This is a genomic window from Actinoallomurus sp. CA-150999, assembly GCF_050942425.1.
Classification (GTDB): domain Bacteria; phylum Actinomycetota; class Actinomycetes; order Streptosporangiales; family Streptosporangiaceae; genus Actinoallomurus.
Genome location: NZ_CP192063.1, coordinates 10,347,947 through 10,371,804, shown reverse-complemented (window position 1 = coordinate 10,371,804; position 23,858 = coordinate 10,347,947). Strand labels below are relative to the sequence as shown.

Below are 23,858 nucleotides of genomic sequence, written 5' to 3'. Positions count from 1 at the left end.
GACGTCGGGTCAGGGTTCCGTGTGCCGGTCGAGGCCGAGCGTGGCGATGAGGTCTTCGTGAAGCTCGAACCAGACACGGTGGCATGAGTCGACGTCGGTGCCGTCGACCCAGGCGCCCTCCCCGGCGCGGGCGCGCGCCAGTGCCGCGGTGAATCGTTCGTCGTATCCGCGGAACCGCGTGAGGACGCTCCCGAGCCGGTCCGCGAGCGGCGTGAGCGCGCGGTCGACGCCGGCGAGCTCGGAGAGGACGCCGGCGTCCCAGTCGGGATCGGAGTGGTCGTTGACGGCGAGTCGATCGCCGGCGGTGGGCCGGAGCTGCCAGTCGGTGCAGGCCTGGAGCAGGAGGGCGTTCAGCGGGAGGAACCCCCGGTAGACGTCACGGACCTCGTCGGCGGCGCCGTCGCGCGTGAGCTCGGCCGCGAGCCGGCGCTCGTCCTCGGCTCGGCCCGCCTCGGTCAACGACCAACCTCCGGTGCCGGCGAAGGCGCTGTGCTCGACCCAGCCGCGTGCCTGGGCGTCGCGCAGCGCCTCTTTCGTCTCGGCCGCGTCGAGCCCGTACCGACGAGCGAGAACGGGCGTGTCCGCGAACCCGGTGATGCGCACGGCGTGCAGGACCAGGAGGTCGGGCGGAGAGTCCCGCGTCATGAGCCGGCGTCCTGTCGTGCGGTCAGGCGGGTGTAGTGCTGCTGGCACGCCTGCGGGGAGTTGAACGCCATCGCGTCCGCCATCTGCGCCCAGGTCAGTCCCGCACTCCGGGCCATGAACAGCAGGGCGGATTCGAGCCCTTCGACCTCGGCGCGTGCGGCTTGCAGGAGGGCGAGCGCGCTCAGGACGTCCTCCGGGGCCAGGTCGGCGCAGCGCCAGACGGCGAACTGTACGAGGTCGACCGCCGACGGCGGGGCCGGGGAGGGCCGCCACGGACGGGCGTCGAGCGCGTCCGCGCCCAGGCCCAGCAGACGCGCGGACGCGTCCCGCTCACGCTGGGCCTGAACGTGGTCGGCGTGCGCGGTGTGAGTGAAGTCCTGCTTGCGCGACATGCGACTCATGATGGAGACTCAACAAAACGTTGTCAACAATTCATTGAAAGGCGGGCCGGTGATCGTTCCCCTGATGGAGGCCGCCGCCGATACCTGCGGGGGCAAGGCCGGCGCACTCGGCGTGCTGCTCCGCGCGGGTCTGCCGGTTCCTGACGGCTTCGTCGTCCCCTTCGCCGCCTACCTGGACGCTGCCGGCGACCTGGGCCTCGGGCGGTTCGCCGGCGAGCTGAGCGTCGGGCGGTTCGCCGGCGAGTCGGCGGATCTCGACGCGGCGCGGCAGGCGATCCAGGCCCGCCCGCTCCACGCCACCGTGATCGACGCGCTGGGGCGCGCACTCGATGGGCTCGGCGACCCGCCCGTGGCGGTGAGGTCGTCGGCGGCGAACGAGGACACCGGCCAGGGGTCGGCGGCCGGTCAGTACGAGAGCTTTCTCGCGGTGCACGGAGTCGGCGAGGTCGCCGATGCCGTACGCGCGTGTTGGGCCTCGCTGTTGTCTCCACGTGCCCTCGGCTACCGGGATGCCTCCGGCCGCGATGACCAGCCGCTTGCGATGGCCGTCATCGTCCAACGCCAGCTGGACGCCGAGGTGTCCGGGGTCATGTTCACACCCGCGGGCCCGAACGACGCGACCGAGATCGAGGCGTCCTGGGGCCTCGGCCCCAGCATCGTCGGGGGCACGGTCACCCCGGACGCCTACCGTGTCGCCGAGGACGGGTCGATCACGCGCACCGTGGCGGACAAACGGACCCGCCTCGACCGGCACGGCACACGGCTCGTCGTTCGCGACGTGCCCGCCCATGCCCGGCACCAACCGACGATCGACGACGCGACCGCCACGCGGCTCGCCGCGCTGGGCAAGGAGATCGCCGCCGTACTCGGCGGACCGCAGGACATCGAGTGGGCGATCGCCGACGGCCGTACCTGGGTTCTGCAGGCACGGCCGGTCACCGCCGCGCCCCCACCGCCACCATCACCTTCCGGCGCCTCACCCGCCGCACTCACCGGAACACCCGGCAGCCACGGGACCGTGACCGGCAGCGCGAGGATCGTCCGCGGTCCCGGCGACTTCGCGCGCGTGCGCCCGGGCGACATCCTCGTCTGCCCCTTCACCGACCCCGCCTGGACGCCGCTGCTGCGCATCGCCGCCGGCGTTGTCACCGAGACCGGAGGCGTGCTCTCCCACGCCGCGATCGTCGCTCGCGAGCGCGCCATCCCCGCCGTTCTCGGCATCCCCAACGCGACGAGCAGGCTCCCCGACGACGCCATCATCACCATCGACGGCACCGCCGGCACCGTCACGGCCACGAACGTGTAACTGATCACTTCCGCACCGGTCAGGAGTCGCACCCCGCAGCAGAACCTACCTACGGATCGAAAGGAGCTGGGGAAACGGGGCCCCACGGACACCGTGTCCCTGACCACTGATGACAACGCGGGTCCTCTACCTGGCACGCCACGGCGCGGCCGACGCGTTCGGGAAGCTCACCGACATCGGGCGCCGGCAGGCAGGCCTGCTGGGCGAACGGCTCGCCCGCGTACCGGTCGACGCCGTGTGGCACTCTCCGCTCCCACGGGCCGAAGCAAGCGCGTACGAACTCGCCCGGCATCTACCGAACGTGCCCGTGACCGAGGCCGCCGAACTCGTCGACCACGTGCCCTACGTCCCCAGCGCGGCCGAGACACCCCCGTCCTGGGCCGGTTTCTTCGACGGCTACGACGACACCGAGGCCGCGTCGGGCCGGCGGCTCGCCGAGGCCCTGGTCGCCCGGTTCGCGAAGATCCCCGACGCGGCCACGGGAAGTGCCCGGCGCGACACCCACGAGGTCCTGGTGACGCACGCCTACCCGATCGCGTGGCTGATGCGGCACGCACTGGACGCGCCGCCGTCCCGGTGGCTCGGGCTGAACAGCGCCAACACCGCACTGACGGTCATCGAGTACCGCAACGGCCTGCCGCCCACGATCGTGATGTTCAACGACATGAGCCACCTCCCGGCCGACTTGCGCTGGACCGGGTTCCCCGAACGCATCAGGCCCTGAGGCGGCTCGAAGAAACCGCCCGGCGCCGCCGCCACCGAGCCAGACGACCACGGCCTCGGACGCTCGCGAGATGCATCAAAGTGCACCTGGCCGTCGAGGCCCCGCGCTGGGGGCCCGGGACGTCAGGCGGACCGGCTGACGTCGTCGAAGTCGGTGGAGGCCGACAGCTCGGCCCATGCCAGCATGTCGCGCTCGAAGGCGTCGCGTCCGGCCTGGACGAACTGAAGCGCGTCGGCGCCGAGCAGCAGGTGCGTCGGCGGCTGGTCGGCCGCCACGATTCGCAGCACCGCGGCTGCGGCCTTGTCCGGGTCGCCCGGCTGGTGCCCGCTGCCGTGGATGCGCCGGGCGCGCACCGGCTCGAACAGCTCGTCGTAGTCGGCGATCACACGGGGTGCGCGGATCATCGAGCGGCCGGACCAGTCGGTCCGGAAACTGCCCGGCTCGACGGCGGTGACATGGATGCCGAAATCGGCGACCTCCTTGCCGAGCGCTTCGAGGATGCCCTCCACCGCGAACTTGCTGCCGTGGTAGAAGCTGAGACCCGGGAAGGTGGTCAGCCCGCCCATCGAGGTGACGGCGATGATGTGGCCCGAACGACGCTCCCGCATGTGCGGCAGCACGGCCTTGATCACCGCCACGGTTCCGTAGACGTTCACCTCGAGCTGACGGCGAAGGTCATCCATCGACGACTCCTCGAAGAGGCCCTCATGGCCGTACCCGGCGTTGGCGACGAGTACGTCGACCGGGCCTAGGTCGCGCTCGGTCTCGTCCACGACCGTGTCCACCGCGTCATGGTCGGTCACGTCCAGGATGCGGGCGTGCGCGTCGCCGGCGAGCGCCTCAAAGGCCCGTGCGTCGGCGGGCGTGCGCACCGTGCCCACCACCCGGTGGCCCGCGGCCAACGCCGCGCGGGCGAGTGCGCGGCCCAGGCCGGTGCTGACGCCGGTGATCAGGAATGTCTTGGTGTCCGACACAGGGGTTCCCTTCGTGCGATGCGAACAGAGGCCGACCGGGGCGGTCAGGCTCCGGTCGGTCTCGACACGTTCCACTTCAGCACCGGAATCGGCTGCTGATCGACTTCCGGGGGGTCCGCTTCGCCCCGGGGACAGCCGGACCGGGGGACTGCCAGGCCCCCTTTCGCGGGCCGTCGGGGGGATCTCGGGTCTTATCGTGAACGGCATGGACCGCAACGCAGCTCTCGGTGAGTTCCTCCGCTCTCGGCGGGCACGGATCACCCCGCGCCAGGCGGGCCTGTCCGACGACGGCGGCTCTCGGCGAGTGCCAGGACTGCGCCGCGAAGAGATCGCGCAACTGGCGGGTGTGAGCGTCGACTACTACGTACGCCTGGAACGCGGACGCCGACTGAACGTCTCCGAGACCGTGCTGGACGCCATCTCCCGCGCGCTACGCCTCGATCCCGTCGAACGCACCCATCTGTTCCAGCTCGCCAAGCCCGCCGCAGGCAGGCCCCGCCGCACGGCGACGCGTCCGCAGCCGGTCCGCCCGGGGCTGCGCGACCTGCTCCGGATCCTCGAGCAGACCCCCGCCCTTGTGCTGGGGCGGCGACTGGACGTACTCGCGTCCAACCAGATGGCACGTGCGCTGCTCACCGACTTCGACGCGCTGCCGCACCGCGAGCGGAACCTGGTGCGGTTCATGTTCTGCGACGAGACCGCCCGCTCGCTGTATACCCACTGGGACACCCACGCCCAGGACATTGTCGCCTCGCTCCGGCTCTACGCCGGACGCCATCCCCACGATCCACTGCTGGCCGAACTCGTCGGCGAACTCTCGATCACGGATGGGGACTTCCGCCGCTGGTGGGCCGACCAGAACGTGCATCGGCACACGCATGGCAGCAAACACTTCCACCACCCGATCGTCGGCCCGCTCACCCTCAATTACGAGTCCCTCACCCTGCCCGCCGACCCGGACCAGCGGCTGAGTGTCTACACCGCCGAGGCAGGCTCCAGCTCCGAAGAGGCGCTTCGGCTACTGGCCGCGTGGATACGGCAGCCCGAGACCTCGCACGGGCAGCACGCAGATCATTAGCGGGATCGAGAGCAATGCGACCTGCCCATTCGGGCCGCGCAGCAACTCTCAACACGTAGTCAGAGGTTAAAACTCAAGCTAGCCGCCCAGCACGAAGAAGCGCTTGGCCTCTCCCAGGGCCTTCTCGTCGGCCAGGATGTCGCCTGGGCGATTCGCATAGCCCAGAAGCCCTCCGCCCCAGTGCATGCCCATGTAGTCAGCGGAGATCTTCAGGGTGCCCAGGAGAGGGTCGGCCCTGGCCGGGTCCTCCTCGCTGATCACACTGATCGCCCACATCGTCTTGCCGCGCATCCTGGCCTTGAAGTCGGCCCCGGGCACGCGGAACCAGCCCGACCAGTAGTCGAGGTAGAGCTTCGTGGCGGCCGAGACGCTGTACCAGTACAGCGGTGAAGCGACGACGAGATCGGTCGCCTCGAGCGTGGCGTCCAACAGGACCCGCTCGTTACCGGTCGGCTGGGAGTAGACGGTGCCCGGCACGTGGCGGACATCCTGGAAGTCCGGCAACGGGAGATCGCGAAGATGCAGCCACTGCTGGGCGACGTCCGAGGGCAGATGCGCGGCGGCCCGGCGCGCCAGCTCCTCGGTGTTACCCCCTGAACGCGCACTTCCCACCAGGAACAAGAACTTTCGCATCCGGTCATCAAACCAGCCCCCGATCGCGGCCAAGGATGCCGACCGATAAGGCCGGCAGCGGCTGTCGGTCGGCAGCGCGGGGCTCTGCGTCGCTGTCGCCTCCTGGACGCCGTCGCTCGCCGGCCCGAGGGGGAGAGGCGTCGGTGGATCCGTGACGGGTGGACCCGTTCGCACACAAACGGCTTATCGATCTCGCATTCACCCAGGAAGCTGTGATCGAGGATCTGTATTTGTGTGTGGCCGGGAGCGTCATGCGGCGATCGACGGTGTTTGATCTCGCTTCGTGCGCGTGGTTAGCGGGGCGGGCGCCGTGTCCCCGCGATGCTCCTCGCGCGTGCGCCCGTCTCCCGGTCGGAACCACGCCATCGCGGAAGGACGCGGCAGGTCTACGGCCCCGTCCGGTCGGGACGGAACTGCCGGTCGTAGAGTTCGAGGCTCTTGCGCGCCGCCGCGGGATACCGCCGTACGAGTCGGTCCAGCTGTGTCAGCTCGGCGGCCTGGGACACCCCCTGCGAACCGATCGCGTTCAGGGTGTCCCGGAACTCGTTGACGGAGCGCATGAGCTCGTCCGGCGAGGTCATTTCCGGGGTGGGAGCGGAACGGAGACGACCTTTTTGATCATCTCGACGGCCTTCTCGATTTCGTCCGCGCCGCAGATCGGCTTGTCCCAACTCCACCACCAGCAGAGGCGTTCATTCTCGTCCGGCTTCGCCGTGACGATCTCCGAGAGGTGATTGCTGGTCCCCGGCGCGTGAACGTAAACCCGCGTCGGCCCCTGCTGTTGCGCGTCCAGGCCGACCGCCTGGCAGGCCGTCACGAGTTTTCCGGCGAGTTCGTGAACGTCTTCGAGCGAATTGATGGTCATGGTGACTCCCTGTTGTCGTTTGACTCCACAGAATGACTGAGAAGTCGTACGCTGGGAGCCCCCAACGCGCGGAGCGCGAAGAGACAAGAGGCGCGTCCCACGTTTGTACGGAAGGTGTGCAGCGAGATGTCGGGAAACCACATGACGGCGCGGCAGTTCGTCGGCAAGGAGATCCGTCGCGCCCGCGAATCGAAGCAGCTCACCCGCGCCGAACTGGCGAAGACCTTCCCGGTCTCCGAATCCCTCGTCGCCTCGTGGGAAACCGGACGTCTCATCCCGAAAACGGAATACCTTCCTCACCTAACGAACATATTGGACCTTCCCGATGTAATACTGCGGATACTCGATGATCTCGTCAGTAAGGAGGTCGCACCCGAGTGGCTTAACAAGTGGACCACGGCGGAGTCTGAGTCATCGGCACTGCTGGCGTTCGCGCCGCAGGTGGTCCCCGGCCTCCTGCAGACGGAGGACTACGCGCGAGCGGTCCTTCGGCTCGGGAAGCCGGCTCCCCTCGATCTTGAGGAGCAGGTGAGCGCGCGGATGGCGAGACAGAAGCTTCTGGCACGCAAGGATCCTCCGCTGTACCACGCGGTGCTCGACGAGGCGGTGATCAGTCGTCCGGTCGGCGGCCCGGAGGTCATGCGTGATCAATTAATGCGGCTGGTGGAGCTCTCGCAGCGGGACGGGATCATCATCCAGGTGATCCCTTTCGACGTCGGAGCACACGCGGGATTCGCCGGTGGCGCGATCGTGCTGGCGAGCATCAACGGGTCGGAGGTCGCCTATGTCGACAATGCGCTCCGCGGGGAAGTGGTAGAAAAAGCCGAAGATGTCGCAGCGATGCGGCGACTCTGGCAGATGCTGAGCGCCAAGGCGCTGCATGAAGACGCATCCATTGAGCTCATCATGAAGGCAGCACAATCATGGGCAACCTGAGCTGGCGTAAGTCGACGCGCAGCACCAACAACGGTGGCGACTGCGTCGAGGTCACCATTGCCGAGAAGAGCGACAAGTAACGAATCCCTGACGTCCCCCGCCCTTGCTTACCGGAGCCAAGGGCGGGGGATTCTTCACCTCGGGATAAGTATTTGACCCCGCATCGTTCCTTCGATGGCTCGAAGGTAGGCGTGGGCCACTTCGGTCGCCGGAGTTCCTTGGGAGCCGTCTTCGCCCATCGCCTTGAGGGTTTCGCTGACCCAGCCTGGGCTCACGGCGTTCAGGCGCAGGCCGCGGGGCATCTCGATCGCGGCGGCTTCGACGAAGGCTCCCAGTCCGGCGTTGACGAGGGCGCCGAACGCGCCTCCCGGCGTCGGTTCGTCGAAGACGCCGCTGGTGAGGGTGATGGATCCGCCGTCACGTACGAGGTGCAGCGCCCGGCGTACGAGGGTGACCTGCCCGAGGAGCTTGCCGTGCAGGCCGGCCGTGAAGTCCTCGTCCGAGGCGGACGCGAGAGGAGTCAACCGGCCGCTCGCCGCGCAGCACACGACGGCATCGAGGTCGGACACCGACATGAGGGCCGCCTCGATCGAGGCCGGGTCGGTCATGTCCACCGTCACCGGTCCGTTCCGGGAGGCACGTACGACCTCGTGACCGCCCGACTCCAGTACGGCGGCGGCCGTGGACCCGATCGTGCCGGTCGCACCGATTACGAGGATCTTCATGTTCGAGCACTCCTCCATGCCTGGCCATCGCCAGTGCGTGTCCCGGCGATCGGGATCACGACCCGACTCTGGTGGCCGTCGCGGATCGTGCCGAGCCCTGTGTGAGAGGTAGGACCGCGGTTCCTACCCCTGACAGGTGCAGGTTCCGCGCCCGCGGACTCGGCAGACTGGGCATATGGAGCGAAGTCCGGAGTTGGGGGAGTTCCTGCGCTCACGGCGGGCGCGGCTCCGGCCCGAAGACGCGGGACTGGCGGACTACGGCGGGCGGCGCCGGGTGCCCGGCCTGCGCCGCGAAGAGCTCGCCCGGCTCGCGGGCGTCAGCGTCGGCTACTACACGCGCCTGGAGCAGGGACAGAGCCCGGGCGCCTCCGACGCCGTCCTCGACGCGATCGCCCGGGTCCTGCGCCTGGACGGCGACGAGCGGACGCACCTGTACACCCTGGCCCGCCCGGCGCCCGGACCGCGACGCCGCCCGGCTCCCGAGCGCCTGCGCCCCGCGATTCGCGTCATGGTCGAGTCCCTCGGGGACGTGCCCGCCCTGGTCCTCGGGCGGCGCGTCGACGTGCTCGCCTGGAACAGGATGGGCCACGCCCTCCTCGCCGGGCACCTGGACTTCCACGCGCCCGAGCGGCCGGCCGACCGGCCCAACTGGGCGCGGCTGTTCTTCCTCGACCCGCACATCCGCGCGCTGTTCACCGACTGGGACAAGAAGGCGCGGGACACGGTCGCCGACCTGCGCGTCATCGCGGGCCGCTACCCCGATGACCGCCTCCTCGCCGAACTCATCGGCGAGCTGACCATGAAGAGCACGGAGTTCTCCGCGATGTGGTCGGCCCATCCCGTACGTCGCTGCGCCCATCACACCCGTGAATACCGGCACCCCGTCGTGGGCCCGCTGACCCTCACCGACGAACTGCTGCAGCTGCCGGACGACGAAGGCCAGCGACTGGCGATCTTCACCGCCGAGCCGGACTCCCCGTCCCGATCCGCCCTGCGCCTGCTCGCCGGGCTGACCGCCGAACACGTCGAACGCCCCGCCCGTGATACCGCACGCCAAGCGGTGGGGCCCGTGAGAAGGACGATGCCCTCGGCATAGCGTTCACTCTCAATCAGTGCAACGAACGGGTGGGTTGGTGTTGCGTTATGCCTCAGGCCACTGCAACACTTTTCTTGCTCCCACCTGCATAGATGCTACTTACTTGCAACGGATCGGTTGCTAGATCTGGAAAGGCAACGTAGCTTTTCCATTGTTCGAAACAACGAGCCGCAAGGAGCGCACGATGCAGAAGTTCGACACCCCCGCCCCGATCGCCGCCGTCCTGAACGTCCCGGCCGGGCGTGTGCAGTTCATCGCCGCCGACCGCACCGACACCACGGTCGAGGTCCTGCCCGCCAACGCCTCCAAGGGCCGCGACGTGAAGGCGGCCGAGCAGATCACGGTCGAGTTCGCCGACGGCGTCCTGCGGATCGAGACTCAGGCGGCGAAGAACCAGTACTTCGGCCCGTCCGGATCCGTCGAGGTGACGGTCAAGCTGCCCGCCGGTTCCCGGGTCGAGGCGAAGACGGCCAGCGCCGAACTCCGGGGCGTCGGCCGCCTCGGCGACGTCGCCTTCGACGGCGCGTACCACCAGATCAAGCTGGACGAGGCCGCGAGCCTCCGCCTCACCGCGGTCGACGGCGATGTTGAGATCGGTCGGCTGGGCGGTCCCGCGGAGATCAGCACCGCACGGGGCGACATCCGGATCGCCGAGGCCACGGGCGGCACGGTCACGCTGCGCACTCAGTCCGGCGACATCTCGGTCGGCGCCGCCCCCGGCGTCTCCGCCTCCCTGGACGCCGGCACCAGCAACGGCCGCATCATCAACGCCCTCAAGAACGACGGCACCGCCGACCTGGACATCCACGCCACCACCTCGAACGGCGACATCACCGCCCGCAGCCTCTGAGAACACTCAGCCCCCTTGAAGGTCAGAACACCTTCAACGAGGCCTGACCATGAACCCGCCGAACAGGGCCGTCAGACCAGCAGGTCTGACGGCCCTGAACCTTTTCCGCCCGTCGCACCGACCGGACCGTGGCGAGAGCTCAGGACTGTCGCTCGGCGTTCCGGGCGGCCAGGCTCTGCTGCCACTGCTCGACGACCTGCCGGAAGGCCTCGCTTATGAGGAGAAGGAGTTCGGCGGAGGACTCGAAGCGGGCGCCCGCCGGGGTCGTGGCCCCGAGAATCTCGGCTCCGCGCTGCGATGCGGCCGTCAGGGCGTCGTTCATCTGCAGAGCCGCGAGGAGGGACTGGAGCCAGATCTCATCGCCGATGACATAGCGTTCGCGCCGCGCGCCGGGAATCCGTTCTCGCCTGAGCATCCCCTGCTGTTCGAGGAAGGCGACGGCGTGCGAGACGGACGCCGGGCTGACGCGAAGCCGGGCGACCAGATCGGCGGCGGTGAGAGCGCCTGCGTCGGTGATGTACAGGCAGGCCAGCACCCTGGCCTCCATCCGGGGCAGCCCCTGCTGAACGAGGAGGGCGGTGAAGGACTCCGTGAAGTCCTGGACCGCTCGGGGGTCACGCCCATGGCCGCTGTCGTGGATCGGCGGGGCCGGAGGCTGAGCCGGCTTGTGCCGGCGCGCACGATGCCGTGTGGCCTCGTGCGCCCGGTCCGCACCGTAATCGTCGGGTCCGCCGTTGCGGGTGACCTCCCGCATGATGGTCGAGGCGGGCCGCCCTAGACGCCGGCCGATCTCTGCGTATCCGAGTCCCTCGGCCAGCCCCGCAGCGATGTGCTGACGGTCCTCATTGGTGAGCCTGCCTCCGGGCATCGGCGCTCGTCTCCCATCTGCCGACGTGCGGGGAGCTCGGCGCCCGCGCACCCCGCCGCACAGTATGCATTCACACAGAGCTCATTGCAACGCCAGCCCTGATCGCTCATTGCGTTCAGTGCCACAGTCATTGCAAAGCTGTCGCCGATTTACCTAGTGAGACGGGCCAAATTGCCTCTCGTGCAGTGTTGATGAATTCGTAAACGCAATGTACCGTCGCAGACGTTCACTGATCCCTGAACGATGGCAGGGTCGTACGCAAGGAGATTCATGATGGGAAACGGCAACAGCGGTTTTTCTGAAGCAGGGCTACGCAGAGTGCGTGACGTGCTGGCGCGGCATGTCGATTCCGGGAAGATTCCCGGGCTTGTTGCGCTGGTCGGCCGGGGTGGTGAGACGCATGTGGAAGCGCTCGGGACGATGCGTCATGACGGTGGCGCGTCGATGAGTCGGGACACGATCTTCCGGATGGCGTCGACGTCCAAGCCGGTCACGATGGCGGCGGCGATGGTCTTGCTGGATGAGTGCAGGCTGCGGCTGGACGACCCGGTGGACCCGTGGCTGCCCGAGCTCGCCGATCGTCAGGTGCTGAGGCGGATCGACGGCCCGCTGGAGGACACGGTGCCGGCGCGGCGGCCGATCACCGTGCGGGATGTGCTGACCTCCACGTTCGGGCTCGGCATGGACATGACGGCGCTGGGCACTCCGATCATGGGTGCGGTCTTCGAGCAGGGGCTCACGCCTAATCTGCCGGAGCCGATGCCCGAGCCGGACGAGTGGATGCGCCGTCTGGGCACGCTTCCGTTGATGCACCAGCCCGGAGAGCAGTGGCAGTACCAGATCAGCAGCGATCTGCTCGGCGTACTGGTGGCCAGGGTGACAGGGCAGTCGTTCGAGACGTTCCTGCGTGAGCGGATCTTCGATCCGCTGGGGATGAAGGACACCGGTTTCCACGTGCCCGCCGACAAGATCGACCGGCTGCCGACCCTGTACGCCCCGGACCCGCAGACCGGGGAGTTCCTCGTGTGGGACGAGGCCGAGGGGGGACGCTGGAGCGGGCCTCCGGCGTTCCAGGGGGGCGGCGGCGGGCTGGTCTCCACTGCCGATGACTACCACGCCTACTTCCGGATGCTGCTGAATGGCGGGACGCACGGGAGCGAACGGATCCTGTCCCGGCCGGCCGTGGAGCTGATGACCACCAACCGCCTCACGCCCGAGCAGAACGCCCCCCGAACCGCCATGGCACGCGACAACGTCCATATCTCGTTCGGGCAGGGGCAGCACGGTGGCTGGGGCTTCGGGATGGCGGTGCGCACCTACCGCGGCGACTACGCGCCCATCGGCCAGTTCGGCTGGGACGGCGGAAGCGGCGCCTCGACCTACGCCGACCCGCACAACCGACTCACCGGAATCCTGCTCACCCAGGTCGGGGCGTCCGTCCCGGGTCCGGTGCGGCTGATGCACGACTTCTGGACCACGCTCTACCAGTCACTCGACGACTGACACCGCGTTCCACCCGTTCAGCGCCGGCGGATGAGGAGAGGTTGGGCGACGTCTCCGAGGCGGCCGGCGGGGTCGGAGAGGGCGGCCTGGGTCAGGCCGAGGCCGTCGTCGGCCAGGTGAGTGCGGCAGTCCATGTACACCCAGTCGCCGTCGGGGTGGCGCAGCAGGGTGGTGGTCATGGTGGGCGGGATGGACAGCCACTGATCGAACGGGAGAGTCGCCGACAGGCCGTTGGCGGAGTCGGCGACGATCAGCGTGCGGGTCAGGCCGGTGAGTTTCCGGCCCGCGACCAGCGGGATGCGGACGCGCGTCCACACCTGCGCGGAGCCGCGAGCGTCCTGGCTGCCGGTGAAGCGCCATTCGATGGCCCGGCCGTAGCCCCAGTCGGGCATGCCGTCGAAGTCGTACTGCTCGGCCGGCTCGGGCGGGAGCGGAGGCGGCGGGGCGCTCTCGGTCCGTACGGGTGGGGTCGGGCCGGTCGCGATGTGCCAGGCGCGGGCGGTCACCGCGACCTGCCCCTCGACGATCAGGTGGGCTTCGGTGAGGCGGACCTGCCGGCCGGGCCGCAGCGGGGTGACCTCGACGCGGGCGGGGCGGCGCGGGATGGGGGCGAGGAAGTCCACCGAGATCCGGGCCATCCGCATGCCGGGCGCGACCGCGGTGTCGATGGCGTGGGCCAGCAGCGCGGTCGGGGGTCCGCCGTGCTGCGCGTCACGGTCCCAGGGGCTTTCCGTGGCGCTGGTCGGCTCGTAGACCTCATCGTCGGCAGGCAGGTAGAAGGCTTCGGGCTGGTCGCTCATGGACCGATCCTCGAACATGGGCCGGCGCGACGACCAGGGCGGGTAGCCGGAATGCGGCAGAAGGCGACCGCGGCATGGCATCGCAGTCGGTGATGGTTCGACGTCGGGGTCAGGCCATCGCCTCGATGGTGACAATGCCGACGAGTTCGGGACCGGCCAGCATCAGGCATCCGTCGAACCCGTAGTCATCGGGGGTGATGTGAAACGGTACGCCGATCCCGTAGGCCAAGGGGCGGACGCCACCGGGGCCGTTCATGACCTGCCGGGTCACGGTGTCGAACAGGTCGCGGCCGAGTAGGGCCACCAGCCGATCGCCGGGGAAGCGGGGTTGCGGATCATCGTCGGGGTCGTAATCGCCGATCTCCCTCATGGCCCACGCACCGCTCCTGGCCTGCTCCAGATTGTGCGACTCAAAGTCTGTCAGGAACTCGGCCAGGGTCTCCTCGCCCAGTCGTCGGGGGTTGGTGATGTCCTCACCCTCCCACCGCTCCTGGCGCAGCAGGTCGGCGCAGAGGGGCGACCCGGGCCACCAGGAGCGGAACGCGGAGTCGGCGTCGTCCGGGGCCTCGCAGTGGAGCTTGAGATCGTGCGGTTCGGTCTGCACCGTGACCCGCATCCGGTCGTTGTTGGTCAGCCAGACCAACTCGCCGAGTACCTCGGCGGCGCAGGCGGCGCGGATGCCGAGGTCCGCTTGTCGGTACTGCTGTTCGGTCAGGGTACGGGGCGGGTCGGTCTTCCTGTTCAGCAGACCGGCGGGGTCCGGCCAGAGCTCGCCCGTCTGCGGTTGCGGCAGGGACGCGGCGGGGGCCACCGACAGCCGGAAGGTCTCGCCGCCCAGGTCGCGTCCGAGCAGATGCACCTCATCACCCAGCGCGGGGCCGTCGGGCCGGGCGGCCACCGTGACGCGCACCCAGTCGTTCATGAACGAGTGCACGAACATCTTCCTGACCAGCCCTGCGATCAGTTCCCCGGCGGGTTCACCCAACCCTGCGGGAGCGGCCTCCAGCAGGCTCGTCAGCAGCAGGCCGACCTCGTGGGCGGTCTCTTCTGGCGATCGGGCGGCCTTCCAGCCCCCTTCTCGCCAACCGAGGTTCAGTGCGTGGTTCATCGGCTCGACGGCCACCGGATGGCGGTGCCCGGCGCGTCCCGCGCCCGTGAACGTCTCCGGGAACCCGCCGTACCGGGCGACCTCGGCTGGGCTCGGCACGGTCGTCCAAGGGCGCTCCTCAGGAGGCGCCGCGGTCCCGCTGACCGCGGCGACCCGGAACGTCGTGAGCCCCGTCTCGGCGTCGACGGGCCCCCACCGCTGGAGAAGATGCGCCGCGGCGGCCGGCCACCTGTGCTTCCAGTGGACCCTCGGCGTGCCCGCCATCACCGAACCTGCCTCACCTATCGCGAAGATCTCGTACGGACGCTAGCAAATCTTGGAACATGCCCCACCGGATGAACGGCACTGATCAGACCCCTTCCCTGGCGCACGGCCGGTGGGTCTCCAGCGACGCCGACAGCGACAGCGGCTCGCCTGGAACGGGTCGGATCTCATGGGGGCCGGACCGCGGCGAGTAGCAGGATCGGGGGACGCCTGAGGTGTTCGGCCAGTTCGGGGCTGTCCAGGGCGGGACCGGGTTCGTCGATCCCGGTCAGTTCCAGACCGGCCCCGAGCAGTGCGTTGATCAGAGTCGCCGTCCGCCGGTGGTGTTTCATCACTCCCTCGACGATCCAGTTCTGGGTCCGGGGTCCTTCGGCGGCGTAGTCGTCGACCGGCCAGACCGTACCGTTGCCGGTCTCCAGCCAGCCGGTCATCGGCCGGCGGGCGGTGCAGATCGGGTGCTCCTGCGAGAAGAGGAATCCTCCGCCGGGACGCAGCCAGCCGGCGACGGACCGGATCAGGGCAGGGTAGTCGGCGACGTAGTGCAGGGCGAGGCTGCTGACGACCAGGTCGGCACAGCCGGGCGGGAGGGTCAGCGTCTCCAGGTCCGCGCGCAGGTACCGGACGCGGGGGTGCTTCTCGGCGGACACCAGCATCCGTTCCGAGGCGTCGACGGCCAGTACGTCCGCGGCTCCCTCGTCGGCAAGGCGACGGGCGAGCGCGCCCGTACCGCAGCCCAGGTCGACGACCGACAGGCCCGCCACCGGGGGCAGCAGCCGGGCCATGGCGGGGACCTCGATGGCGTCATTGAGCGCGGTGCCGGACGTCCTGAGCCGCCGGTACCCCTCGAAGAAACGCGGGTCGTCGTAAAGGTCCCGGCCCGCGATCCCCGTCACAGGTGCCTCACGAGATCGGCGACGTCCAGCAGGGGGAGACCCCAGCGCAGCGCGGAGATCTCCAGGTCGGCGGCCTTGGCCATGGTGCCGTCGGGGTTCATGACCTCGCAGCACACCCCGACGGGCGGCAGCCCGGCCGCGACGCACAGGGCGACGGTGGCCTCGGTGTGGCCCGCGCGCTCGGCGACGCCGCCCGGCCGGGCGGCGAGGGGAAAGACATGCCCCGGCCGCAGGAAGTCCTCCGGCCGCGCGTCCGGGTGCGCCAGCCGGCGTACGGTCGCCGCGCGTTCGGCGGCCGACACCCCGGTGCCGGTTCCGGCCGCCAGGTCCACCGGGACGTGCGGGCGGGTGCCGTGCCGGTCGCCGGGACCGGGGATGGGATCGATCTCCAACCGGTCGAGGATCTCGGGCGCGCACGGCACGGTCGAATGCCCGCACACCTGGGTGAGCAGGAAGGTGAACGCCTCCGGGCGCAGGCGCACCCCCGCGAACACCACATCGCCCTCGCCCTCGCGATCCGGGTCCCAGATGAGCACCGCCCCTCCGGACGCCAGCTGCGCCACCGCCTTCTGAACCCCGCCCGCTCCGGTGAGGCGTCCCGCCCAGGGCAATGCCGCGACCACCTGGCTCACCGCCCGTACCGGGTCGTACGGCCGGCACCGGGTCAGCCGGGTGACCAGGTCCGGTTCCAGGTTCACCCGGTCCCCGGCCGACAGGTCCGAGAGCGTGGTCGCCCGTAGGGTCAACGGGATCAGCACCACCGAGAACCGGTCGCGGGCCACCTCGGCGATGGTCAGGCTGACGCCGTCGACCGCGACCTGGCCCTTGGCGACGATCAGCGAGAGGAAGCGCTCCGGTGGCTTGATCCACAACCGCCGCGTGGGGCCCTCGTCGTCGACCCTGACGACCTTTCCCACGGCGTCCACGTCGCCCTGCACCAGATGACCGCGCAGCGGATCGCCCAGTGCGAGAGGAGCCTCGACGTTGACCGGTGTGTCCGGCCGGACCTGATCGAGGGTCGACCGACGCCGCGTCTCGGCCGAAAGCGCCGCTTCCAGCAGGTCCGTTTCGGGCCCGGCCGGTACGACGGTGAGACCCACGCCGTTCATGCTGATCGAGCCGGGCGTGCCCGCGGCGACCTTCGGCGCCCTGACCACGATGCGAGCCTCGTCGACGGCCACGACCGTACCGACCTCGTCGATGTGCCCTGTGAACATCCGACACCACCTCTCGACGGCGGGAGGACGATCCTCACCGCATGGAGAACCAGGGACCCGAGAGAGCGGGTCCGAGAGGTGGCGGGGTATCACCGCGTGGCCTCGGAATCACACCGAGTCGTCCCACCGTGATCAGTGGAACCGGCGGGCTGTCACCGCCGCACCTTGGAATCGCACCGATCCACGTATAACACGCGATGATCTTCGCGCTCAAGCGGCACCGGGACTGGGCACCGCCTCCGCGGGCTCGGCCTGCCGGAGGGTGCCGAACACCGTCGGGGTGGTCCAGCCGCGCAGCGTGGCGAGGATCGTCGACCGGAAGGTGGTCTCGGCCGTGGCGGTGTCGAGCGCCCCGGCCAGTTCGAGGGTCACGAGCCCGTGGAGGGTCACCCAGAGCGAGAGGGCGATGGAGGTCGCGTCGCCGGCGAGGACGGGGACCGACAGGGCGCGGTCGATCGCCTCGATGAGCGGCCGGACGGGGTCGCCGGCACCGACCGTGCCCGACGGGTCGAAGGACTGCACGCCGCCGAACAGCACCGTGTACAGGTGGCTGTGCTCGCGCCCCCATCGCCGGTACGCGACGGCGAGCTCGTAGAGGTCGGTGAGGGGGTCGTCGGAGGTCGGCACCGCCGACAGGTCCCGGAACAGCCCGGCGACCGCCTTGTTGCGCACTTCGCCGATCAGCCCGTCCTTGCCGCCGAACAGGGAGTACAGGGCCGCGGTCGAGGTCCCGGCGGCGGCGGCCAGGGCACGGACGGTGATCGACTCCCGCGGCCGGGTGGCGAACATCTCGGTCGCGGCCTCGACCAGACGGTCCTTCACGGTGTCGTCGTTCGTTCTCGGCCTACCCACGACGCCAGCCTAGCTCGTGCTGATAACGTTGTTTTGAAACAGTGTTTGGAAACTCCTCGCAGGGATCGTGATGGTGCACTTCTTCCGCTTCATTGGGCGCCTGGGCCTGGCCCTGGCCGCCGTCGTGGGGCTGCTCGGCCTGTTCCTCGTACTGATCGTCCTGACGGACGGGGCAGGTTCGGGGCTCGCCGCATGGCTGGCCACTCTCGGCGTCGGGGCCGTCGCCGCACTGTGGCGGGGCCGCCGCCGTACCCGCCTCAGGCCGTTCCTCCCCGTGGTCGTCGCCGCGGCGCTGACCGCGTCGGTGTGCGTCCCGACCGTGCCCACGCAGCGGCGATACCCGCCCGCCCTGCCGTTCGTGGCGACGCAGCACTGGGACCTGGCCACCGGAAGCCGGGTCGCGGTGTACCACTATCCGCCCGCACCGGGCCGGCGCCCGAGGCCCCTCGTGTACCTCAACGGCGGACCCGTCCGCGGCATCGCGGTGCGCGACCACCGGTTCCTGCAGCTCCTGGCGCGACAGGGCTACGACGTCTACACCTACGAGCAGGCCGGCGGCGGGCGCAGCGACCTGCTCCCCATGGGGCAGTACACGATCTCCAGGTCGGTGCGCGACCTCGCCGCCTTCATCGACCACCTGGGAAAGGGTCGGGTCGACGTCCTCGGCTTCTCGGCAGGCGCGGTCGTGCTCACCCGGGCCCTGGCGGACCCGCAGGCCGCCGCCCGCGTCCACCGGGCGATCATCGCCGAACCCGGTCCGATGGACGGCCCCACCGCGCGGATCTCCGGGCAGAAGGGGCGGCCGTCCGCGCGCGGCCTCGCACCCGCCATGACCGGGCCACGGTCGACGCACGTCCCCCGGTACGCCGTGGCGTTCGGCCTCATGCGGCTCGGGCTCCTCACCCCCGGCACCGGCCTGATCGGGCAGGCCGAAGGCGACAACGCCTTCACGGCCGCCGACCTCGGCAGCGACACCGCGTCCGGCTACTGCGCGCGGGACGCCCACCGCATCCCCGTCGAGGACACGGCGCAGAACTTCTCCTTCAGCGCCGCCGCGAGCCTGCACGTCGATCAGACCATCAAGGATTCACCCTCCATCGCGGGGGAGCTGAGGCGTTCCCGCGTCCCCGCGATGCTGATGATCGCCGAGTGCTCCGCTCAGGTCCGTCAGTGGGAGACCGCCGTCCTCGCCAATGACCCCGCCATCGAGCGCACCCAGTACATGCCCGGCGTCGGACACCACATGTGGAACGGCCTCGGCGACAACGACCAACGAGCCGCCGCCGTCATCACCGCGTTCCTCCAGAACAGGCCGGCGCCCCTGCCGAACTACCCGGCCCGCGCCGACATCCCGTCATTCCTTCACGATCGAAAGTGACGGCGACACAGGAAGAACCAGGGCGGGCCCGCGGCCGATCGCGGCGGGTCCCGCACCTGGGTGAGGGGCGGAGTCAGGATGCCTCCGGGTCCCGGCCGAAGATGCGCCCGGCGAGGTCGACGCCTACGATCGTGCCGCTGCCGTCGCGGGTGAAGAAGCCGCGCTGCCCCTTCAGGCCGCCCTCGGTGACGATGTACTCGTCGCCGTCGCCGGGCAGGAAGCCGATGGTGGCGGCGGGGTAGTCCTCCGGCATGTCGCCCTCGGAGGCGGCGCGGATCTCCGGTTTGATGCCGACCGCGAGGGTGAGCGCGATGCCGTCGGTGGCGATGTCGAGGTTCATCGCGTCGATCTCGTAGCGTCCGGCGACCTCCCGCGCCCGCGTCTCGTCGTAGGGGACGGGTTCGGGGTCGTGTTCGACCGCGCCGAGGTAGTGCTCCAGCGCCCAGCGGACGACGGCCTGGTTGAACTGGTAGCCGTCGGGGCCGAGGTTGGACAGCGAGACGACGGCGAAGTCGTGGTCGGGTGCGATGACCAGTTCGGCGAACTGGGCGTTGCCCGACCCGCCGTGCCCGATCGTGGCGACGTCGCCCACCTGGCGCAGGAACCAGCAGACGCCGAAGCCGTCGCCGAGCGTGCTGGCCCGTAGTTCGACGGTCTGCTCCCGCATGGCGTGCAGTGCCTCGGTGGGCAGTACGCCGTCGCCGGTGCCGAGGTGGAAGCGGGCCCAGCGCAGCAGGTCGCTCACCGAGGACACCCCGCCCCCGCCGGGGTTGTTGCCGCGCTGGTCTGCCGGGTTGGCCTTCCACGGGCGCGCGGGATGCAGCGCGCCGTCCTCGTCGCGGTTGTATCCCACCGCGAACCGCCGGACGACGACGTCGTCCAGGTCGAAGACGGTGTCGGTCAGGCCGGCCGGCTCCAGGATCAGCGACGCCACGGCCTTCTCGTAGGGCAGGCCGGTGACCTTCTCGATGACGTATCCGGCCAGGTTGTAGCCGGCCTGGCTGTAGGAGGCCCGTGCGCCGGGCGGCGCGATGATCGGCAGCTCGGCCATCTTGGCCACGAACGCGGCCAGGGAACCGTCGCCGGTGTCGGGGCCGATGAGGTTCCACTCCAGCCCCGCGGTGTGGTTGAGCAGGTTGGCCACGGTGATCTCGGCGGCGTTGCGCTCGTCGGCCAGCCGCAGTTCGGGCACGTACCGGCGCACCGGGGCGTCCAGGTCCACCTTGCCCTCGGCGGCCAGTCGCATCAGCGCGGTCGCGGTGAAGGTCTTGGTCGCCGAGGCGATGGGGAACAGCGTGTGCTCATCGATCGGCAGCGGGTGGTCCAGGTTCGTCACGCCGTGTGCGACGTGGATCTCCCGGCCGCCGACCAGCACGCCGACGGCGGCTCCCGGGACACCGAACTCCTCGGCCGTCGCCTCGACGAAACCGGCCAGCTGCTCCTGCGTCATCGTGCCCACCCCTTCAGTGGTTTGAACTAAGTACGAGTGGACTCTAGGACGGATATTGAACAAAGTGCAAGTACTCAACTGAACTTAGTGCAAGTAAGCTGACGGCCATGCCGCGAGACACGTTGACCGCAGACCAGATCGTCCGGGCCGCCATCGAGTTGCTGGACGAGGAGGGACTGGACGGCCTCAACATGCGCAGCCTGGGCAAACGGCTCGGCTCGGCACCCACCGCGATCTACTGGCACATCAAGACCAAGGACGAACTGGTCCGGCTCGCCGGCGACGCGATCTGGGAAGAGGTCGAGCTGCCCGATCTCGACGGCACGGACTGGCGCACGGCCGCCACGGCCATGGCCACCGGCATGCACGCCATGCTCACCCGGCACCCGTGGCTGGGACAGGCGTTCGGCAGCCACCTCCTCTACGGGCCCGCCAAGAGCCGCTACGACGACCACACCCTCGCCATCCACGAGAAGGCGGGGTTCGCCGGCGCGGACGCGGATCAGGCGGCCGCCTCGTTGTTCATCTTCGTACTCGGCAGCGCCCTCGGGCCCGCCGCGGAGCTCTCGCTGACCCGGCGGCTGAGCAAGGACGGCGGAGACGTCGAGCGGCTGATGGCCGACACCATGGCGCAGGCCGCCGAGGTCGCCAGGCGGTTCCCGCGGCTGCGCGAGCGCCTCGACACCGTCGCCGCGGCCGACTACGCGGCGGCGCCGGACAACAGCTTCGAGTTCGGCCTCCAGGCCATCCTCGACGGTCTCGAAGCACGCCTCGCCGCCGGCGCGAACAACCGCTGATCCTCGCCCGGCCTGCCCCCGGACCACCGCGCTCGCGAACCACATGTCGCATTCCGGCCAGCGTCCCCGGCGGACTACGGGCAGGGTCGTTCCGTACATCGCGAACGAGGACGGGGAAGATGCACAAGGTCGCCGCGTTGAAGGTGCTCTACTTCGGGACCCCGGTGGTCCTGATCGGCTCGCGGAACGAGGACGGGACGCCGAATCTCGCGCCGATGTCGTCCGCCTGGTGGCTGGGCGACTGCTGCATGCTGGGCCTCGGCAACAGCGGCCAGACGACCGCGAACCTCAAGCGGGAACGCGAGTGCGTGCTCAACCTCGCGTCATCGGCGATGGTCGACGCCGTCGACCGGCTCGCCCTCACTACCGGCAAGCCCGAGGTCCCGGAGTTCAAGCTGGAGCAGGGCTACCGGTTCGAGCGGGACAAGTTCGGGACGGCCGGGCTGACCGAGCAGCCCGCCGATCTGGTGGGAGCGCCGCGCGTCGCGGAGTGCCCGATCCAGCTGGAGTGCGTCGTCGAGGCGATCCACCCCTTCGAGGGGCCGGATCTGAACGCGACGGCGTTCCAGGTCAGAGTCGTCCGCGCCCACATCGAGGAAGAGCTGATCATCCCGGGGACGCATTACGTCGACCCGTTGCGGTGGGACCCGCTGATCATGAAGTTCTGCGAGTTCTTCGGCGGCGGCGAGAACATCCACCCGTCGCGGCTCGCCGACGGCTGGAACATGCCGCACCGGCTCGAGGCGCTCCGCTGACGCCTCGGCGTCCGCTGCGCTTCTTGACGCAGCGGACGCCGAGGATCACCTGTCGGATTCAGCGCTTCGGGTCCAACGTCACGGTGTAGAGGGTTTTGCCGTCCAGGTCGCGGAGCCGTACGGTCAGCGCCCCCGCGCCGCCGTCGATGGCGACCTCGCCGAAGAACTGGTAGCCCTCCAGCGGCGAGGTGTTGGCGTGCGGCGGGACCTGCTGGAACTTCACCTGAGGGCCGAAGGTGCCGTCGAGGGTGTTGGGCCCGAACCCGCCGGCGTTCAGCGGGCCGGACACGAACTCCCAGAACGGGTCGAAGTCCTGGAACGCGGCCTTGGCCGGGTCGTAGTAGTGCGCGGCCGTGTAGTGCACGTCGGCGGTGAGCCACACGACGTTCCGTACGCGCCGCTTCTTGATGGTGGACAGCACGTCGGCGATCTGCAGCTCGCGGCCGAGCGGCTTGCCGTTGTCGCCCTGGGAGACGGCCTCGATGCCGTGCGCGTCGGAGACGACGAGCGACAGCGGCATGTCCGCGGCGACGATCTTCCAGGTGGCCTTGGAGGCCGCCAGTTCGCGCTTCAGCCACTCCGCCTGCGCCTTGCCGAGGATGCCCTGGTCGTCGGCGGTGGCGTTGTCCGGCCCGTTCGCGTCGCGGTAGGTCCGCATGTCGAGGACGAACACGTCGAGCAGCGGGCCGTAGGAGATCTTGCGGTAGACGCGACCCGTGCCGTTGGGCCGCTCGGCGATCGGCAGGTACTCGAACAGCGCCTGGTGCGCCCGCGCGGACAGCACGTCGACGCGCTTCTCGGTGTAGTTCGGGTCGTCGAGGATCTGCCCGGGCCACCAGTTGTTGTGCGTCTCGTGGTCGTCCCACTGGTTGATCTGCGGGACGACCGCGGCGAGGGCGCGGAGGTTCTCGTCCATGAGGTTGTACCGGTGCTGGCCGCGGAACTCGGCGAGCGTCTCGGCGACCTTGGACTTCTCCGGGGTCGTGACGTTCCGGTAGATCCGCCCGTCGGCGAGCTTCACCGTCGCCGGATGGGGTTGTCGGCGTACCAGTGGTCGCCGCTGCACAGGAAGAAGTCCGGGTCCAGGGCCTTCATCGCCTTGAAGATCCGGTAACCGCCCATGTCGGGGTTGATGCCGAAGCCCTGCCCGGCGAGGTCGCCGGACCAGACGAACCGGATGTCGCGGCGCGTGCGAGGCGCCGTACGGAAGGCCCCTTCGGTGGGCGCGGACAACAGCGACGCGTCATACGGGTCGGCGAGGCGCACCCGGTAGTGGATCTGCTGTCCGGCGGGCAGGTCCCGCAGCCGCACCTTCCCCGTCAGGTCGGTGTCCGGCGTCAGCAGCGGACCGTGAACGGTGGCGAACCGCCGGAAGTCCGGCCGGGTGCTCACGTCGACGAGCATCCGCGCGGGCCGGTCGGCGCGGGTCCACACGATCCCCCTGTGGGCGGAGACGTCTCCGCTCTGCACGCCGTGGGTGATCTGCGGGCGCCCCGCCCGTACGAGCGCCGCGGCCTGCGGGCCGGTGCCGAGCAGCGTCGCCCCGCCCCCCGCGATCAGGCCGTTGCGGATGAAAGAACGGCGGTCGAGTCCCATCGTGCACTCCTGTCTCAGAAAAACCGGACCGATCGTGGCCGTTCGCGATGGACGGTACGGGACCCGTGCGTGGCGTCGAGGTGAAAAGCCCTTGCTGACCTGGCACGACCGGGCCGGATCGGTGGTCCCGTCCGTGGAGCGGGC

The 23,858-nt window shown here is 69.8% G+C and carries 27 protein-coding genes; 11 read left to right on the top strand and 16 right to left on the bottom strand.

Annotation, left to right across the window (positions count from 1 at the left end; translation table 11 throughout):
- Positions 1-9: 9 nt before the first annotated feature.
- Together ACQP2O_RS47735 and ACQP2O_RS47730 are read right to left on the bottom strand one after the other, a co-directional pair.
- Positions 10-645, bottom strand: coding sequence for a transcriptional regulator (locus ACQP2O_RS47735; RefSeq protein WP_433176263.1), 636 nt, complete (start codon positions 643-645; stop codon positions 10-12).
- The gene (locus tag ACQP2O_RS47730) at positions 642-1,037 is read right to left on the bottom strand and encodes a DNA-binding protein (protein ID WP_433176262.1); all 396 of its coding nucleotides are present in this window, start codon (positions 1,035-1,037) and stop codon (positions 642-644) included. Before ACQP2O_RS47730 ends, ACQP2O_RS47735 begins: the two co-directional genes overlap by 4 nt.
- A gap of 58 nt (positions 1,038-1,095) precedes the next feature.
- Here ACQP2O_RS47730 and ACQP2O_RS47725 point away from each other — a divergent pair, with 58 nt between their 5' ends.
- Both ACQP2O_RS47725 and ACQP2O_RS47720 read left to right on the top strand, forming a co-directional pair.
- Positions 1,096-2,352 (top strand): PEP/pyruvate-binding domain-containing protein, encoded by a 1,257-nt coding sequence (locus tag ACQP2O_RS47725; protein WP_433176261.1) that lies wholly within the window; start codon positions 1,096-1,098, stop codon positions 2,350-2,352.
- A 109-nt stretch (positions 2,353-2,461) separates the two neighbouring features.
- Positions 2,462-3,076, top strand: coding sequence for a histidine phosphatase family protein (locus ACQP2O_RS47720; protein ID WP_433176260.1), 615 nt, complete (start codon positions 2,462-2,464; stop codon positions 3,074-3,076).
- A gap of 122 nt (positions 3,077-3,198) precedes the next feature.
- Here the strand turns inward: ACQP2O_RS47720 and ACQP2O_RS47715 are convergent, their stop codons facing one another.
- On the bottom strand, positions 3,199-4,050 hold the full coding sequence (locus tag ACQP2O_RS47715) for an oxidoreductase (RefSeq protein WP_433176259.1): 852 nt from the start codon (positions 4,048-4,050) through the stop codon (positions 3,199-3,201).
- A 205-nt stretch (positions 4,051-4,255) separates the two neighbouring features.
- Here ACQP2O_RS47715 and ACQP2O_RS47710 point away from each other — a divergent pair, with 205 nt between their 5' ends.
- Positions 4,256-5,128: a helix-turn-helix transcriptional regulator gene (locus ACQP2O_RS47710; RefSeq protein ID WP_433176258.1), complete on the top strand. Its 873-nt coding sequence runs from the start codon at positions 4,256-4,258 to the stop codon at positions 5,126-5,128.
- A 78-nt stretch (positions 5,129-5,206) separates the two neighbouring features.
- Here ACQP2O_RS47710 and ACQP2O_RS47705 read toward each other — a convergent pair whose 3' ends face one another.
- The 3 genes from ACQP2O_RS47705 to ACQP2O_RS47695 form a co-directional block, all read right to left on the bottom strand.
- Positions 5,207-5,761, bottom strand: coding sequence for a flavodoxin family protein (locus ACQP2O_RS47705; protein ID WP_433176257.1), 555 nt, complete (start codon positions 5,759-5,761; stop codon positions 5,207-5,209).
- 386 nt (positions 5,762-6,147) lie between these two features.
- Positions 6,148-6,342 carry a hypothetical protein gene (locus tag ACQP2O_RS47700; protein WP_433176256.1) on the bottom strand — a complete coding sequence of 65 codons (195 nt, stop codon included), beginning with the start codon at positions 6,340-6,342 and terminating at the stop codon, positions 6,148-6,150.
- Positions 6,339-6,626, bottom strand: coding sequence for a hypothetical protein (locus tag ACQP2O_RS47695; RefSeq protein WP_360892312.1), 288 nt, complete (start codon positions 6,624-6,626; stop codon positions 6,339-6,341). Before ACQP2O_RS47695 ends, ACQP2O_RS47700 begins: the two co-directional genes overlap by 4 nt.
- Before the next feature lie 141 nt (positions 6,627-6,767).
- Between ACQP2O_RS47695 and ACQP2O_RS47690 the strand changes: the two genes are divergently transcribed.
- Complete coding sequence (locus ACQP2O_RS47690) at positions 6,768-7,562, top strand: helix-turn-helix domain-containing protein (RefSeq protein ID WP_433176255.1); 795 nt, start codon at positions 6,768-6,770, stop codon at positions 7,560-7,562.
- Complete coding sequence (locus tag ACQP2O_RS47685; protein WP_433176254.1) at positions 7,550-7,642, top strand: DUF397 domain-containing protein; 93 nt, start codon at positions 7,550-7,552, stop codon at positions 7,640-7,642. Before ACQP2O_RS47690 ends, ACQP2O_RS47685 begins: the two co-directional genes overlap by 13 nt.
- Before the next feature lie 54 nt (positions 7,643-7,696).
- Here the strand turns inward: ACQP2O_RS47685 and ACQP2O_RS47680 are convergent, their stop codons facing one another.
- Entirely contained in the window at positions 7,697-8,287 is a 591-nt protein-coding gene (locus ACQP2O_RS47680) for a short chain dehydrogenase (RefSeq protein ID WP_433176253.1), read from the bottom strand.
- 175 nt (positions 8,288-8,462) lie between these two features.
- Here ACQP2O_RS47680 and ACQP2O_RS47675 point away from each other — a divergent pair, with 175 nt between their 5' ends.
- Both ACQP2O_RS47675 and ACQP2O_RS47670 read left to right on the top strand, forming a co-directional pair.
- Positions 8,463-9,383 (top strand): helix-turn-helix transcriptional regulator, encoded by a 921-nt coding sequence (locus tag ACQP2O_RS47675; protein ID WP_433176252.1) that lies wholly within the window; start codon positions 8,463-8,465, stop codon positions 9,381-9,383.
- A gap of 184 nt (positions 9,384-9,567) precedes the next feature.
- A complete protein-coding gene (locus tag ACQP2O_RS47670; protein ID WP_433176251.1) occupies positions 9,568-10,233 on the top strand; it encodes a DUF4097 family beta strand repeat-containing protein in 666 nt (221 codons plus the stop codon).
- Positions 10,234-10,372: 139 nt separating this feature from the next.
- Here the strand turns inward: ACQP2O_RS47670 and ACQP2O_RS47665 are convergent, their stop codons facing one another.
- A complete protein-coding gene (locus ACQP2O_RS47665) occupies positions 10,373-11,101 on the bottom strand; it encodes a helix-turn-helix domain-containing protein (RefSeq protein ID WP_433176250.1) in 729 nt (242 codons plus the stop codon).
- 243 nt (positions 11,102-11,344) lie between these two features.
- Between ACQP2O_RS47665 and ACQP2O_RS47660 the strand changes: the two genes are divergently transcribed.
- Entirely contained in the window at positions 11,345-12,604 is a 1,260-nt protein-coding gene (locus ACQP2O_RS47660) for a serine hydrolase domain-containing protein (RefSeq protein WP_433176249.1), read from the top strand.
- A gap of 17 nt (positions 12,605-12,621) precedes the next feature.
- On the opposite strand, the gene ACQP2O_RS47655 is transcribed toward ACQP2O_RS47660, so the two are convergent.
- From ACQP2O_RS47655 to ACQP2O_RS47635, 5 genes are all read right to left on the bottom strand, one after another.
- Positions 12,622-13,404 (bottom strand): thioesterase family protein, encoded by a 783-nt coding sequence (locus tag ACQP2O_RS47655; protein ID WP_433176248.1) that lies wholly within the window; start codon positions 13,402-13,404, stop codon positions 12,622-12,624.
- Positions 13,405-13,513: 109 nt separating this feature from the next.
- A complete protein-coding gene (locus ACQP2O_RS47650) occupies positions 13,514-14,776 on the bottom strand; it encodes a hypothetical protein (protein WP_433176247.1) in 1,263 nt (420 codons plus the stop codon).
- A gap of 167 nt (positions 14,777-14,943) precedes the next feature.
- Positions 14,944-15,669 carry a class I SAM-dependent methyltransferase gene (locus ACQP2O_RS47645; RefSeq protein WP_433176246.1) on the bottom strand — a complete coding sequence of 242 codons (726 nt, stop codon included), beginning with the start codon at positions 15,667-15,669 and terminating at the stop codon, positions 14,944-14,946.
- Positions 15,666-16,886: a riboflavin synthase gene (locus ACQP2O_RS47640; RefSeq protein WP_433176245.1), complete on the bottom strand. Its 1,221-nt coding sequence runs from the start codon at positions 16,884-16,886 to the stop codon at positions 15,666-15,668. The genes ACQP2O_RS47645 and ACQP2O_RS47640 overlap by 4 nt, the downstream gene beginning before the upstream one ends.
- A 210-nt stretch (positions 16,887-17,096) precedes the next feature.
- Positions 17,097-17,738, bottom strand: a complete 642-nt coding sequence (locus ACQP2O_RS47635) for a TetR-like C-terminal domain-containing protein (RefSeq protein WP_433176244.1) — start codon at positions 17,736-17,738, stop codon at positions 17,097-17,099.
- A 70-nt stretch (positions 17,739-17,808) separates the two neighbouring features.
- Here ACQP2O_RS47635 and ACQP2O_RS47630 point away from each other — a divergent pair, with 70 nt between their 5' ends.
- Positions 17,809-19,116 carry an alpha/beta fold hydrolase gene (locus ACQP2O_RS47630; protein ID WP_433176243.1) on the top strand — a complete coding sequence of 436 codons (1,308 nt, stop codon included), beginning with the start codon at positions 17,809-17,811 and terminating at the stop codon, positions 19,114-19,116.
- Between the two features lie 73 nt (positions 19,117-19,189).
- Here ACQP2O_RS47630 and ACQP2O_RS47625 read toward each other — a convergent pair whose 3' ends face one another.
- Complete coding sequence (locus ACQP2O_RS47625) at positions 19,190-20,566, bottom strand: serine hydrolase domain-containing protein (RefSeq protein WP_433176242.1); 1,377 nt, start codon at positions 20,564-20,566, stop codon at positions 19,190-19,192.
- Between the two features lie 107 nt (positions 20,567-20,673).
- Here ACQP2O_RS47625 and ACQP2O_RS47620 point away from each other — a divergent pair, with 107 nt between their 5' ends.
- Both ACQP2O_RS47620 and ACQP2O_RS47615 read left to right on the top strand, forming a co-directional pair.
- Complete coding sequence (locus ACQP2O_RS47620) at positions 20,674-21,363, top strand: TetR/AcrR family transcriptional regulator (RefSeq protein ID WP_433176241.1); 690 nt, start codon at positions 20,674-20,676, stop codon at positions 21,361-21,363.
- Positions 21,364-21,482: 119 nt separating this feature from the next.
- A complete protein-coding gene (locus ACQP2O_RS47615) occupies positions 21,483-22,118 on the top strand; it encodes a flavin reductase family protein (protein WP_433176240.1) in 636 nt (211 codons plus the stop codon).
- Positions 22,119-22,176: 58 nt separating this feature from the next.
- Here ACQP2O_RS47615 and ACQP2O_RS47610 read toward each other — a convergent pair whose 3' ends face one another.
- Together ACQP2O_RS47610 and ACQP2O_RS47605 are read right to left on the bottom strand one after the other, a co-directional pair.
- Complete coding sequence (locus tag ACQP2O_RS47610) at positions 22,177-23,139, bottom strand: alkaline phosphatase D family protein (RefSeq protein WP_433176239.1); 963 nt, start codon at positions 23,137-23,139, stop codon at positions 22,177-22,179.
- Positions 23,136-23,714 (bottom strand): PhoD-like phosphatase N-terminal domain-containing protein, encoded by a 579-nt coding sequence (locus ACQP2O_RS47605; protein ID WP_433176238.1) that lies wholly within the window; start codon positions 23,712-23,714, stop codon positions 23,136-23,138. Before ACQP2O_RS47605 ends, ACQP2O_RS47610 begins: the two co-directional genes overlap by 4 nt.
- Between the last annotated feature and the right edge of the window lie 144 nt (positions 23,715-23,858).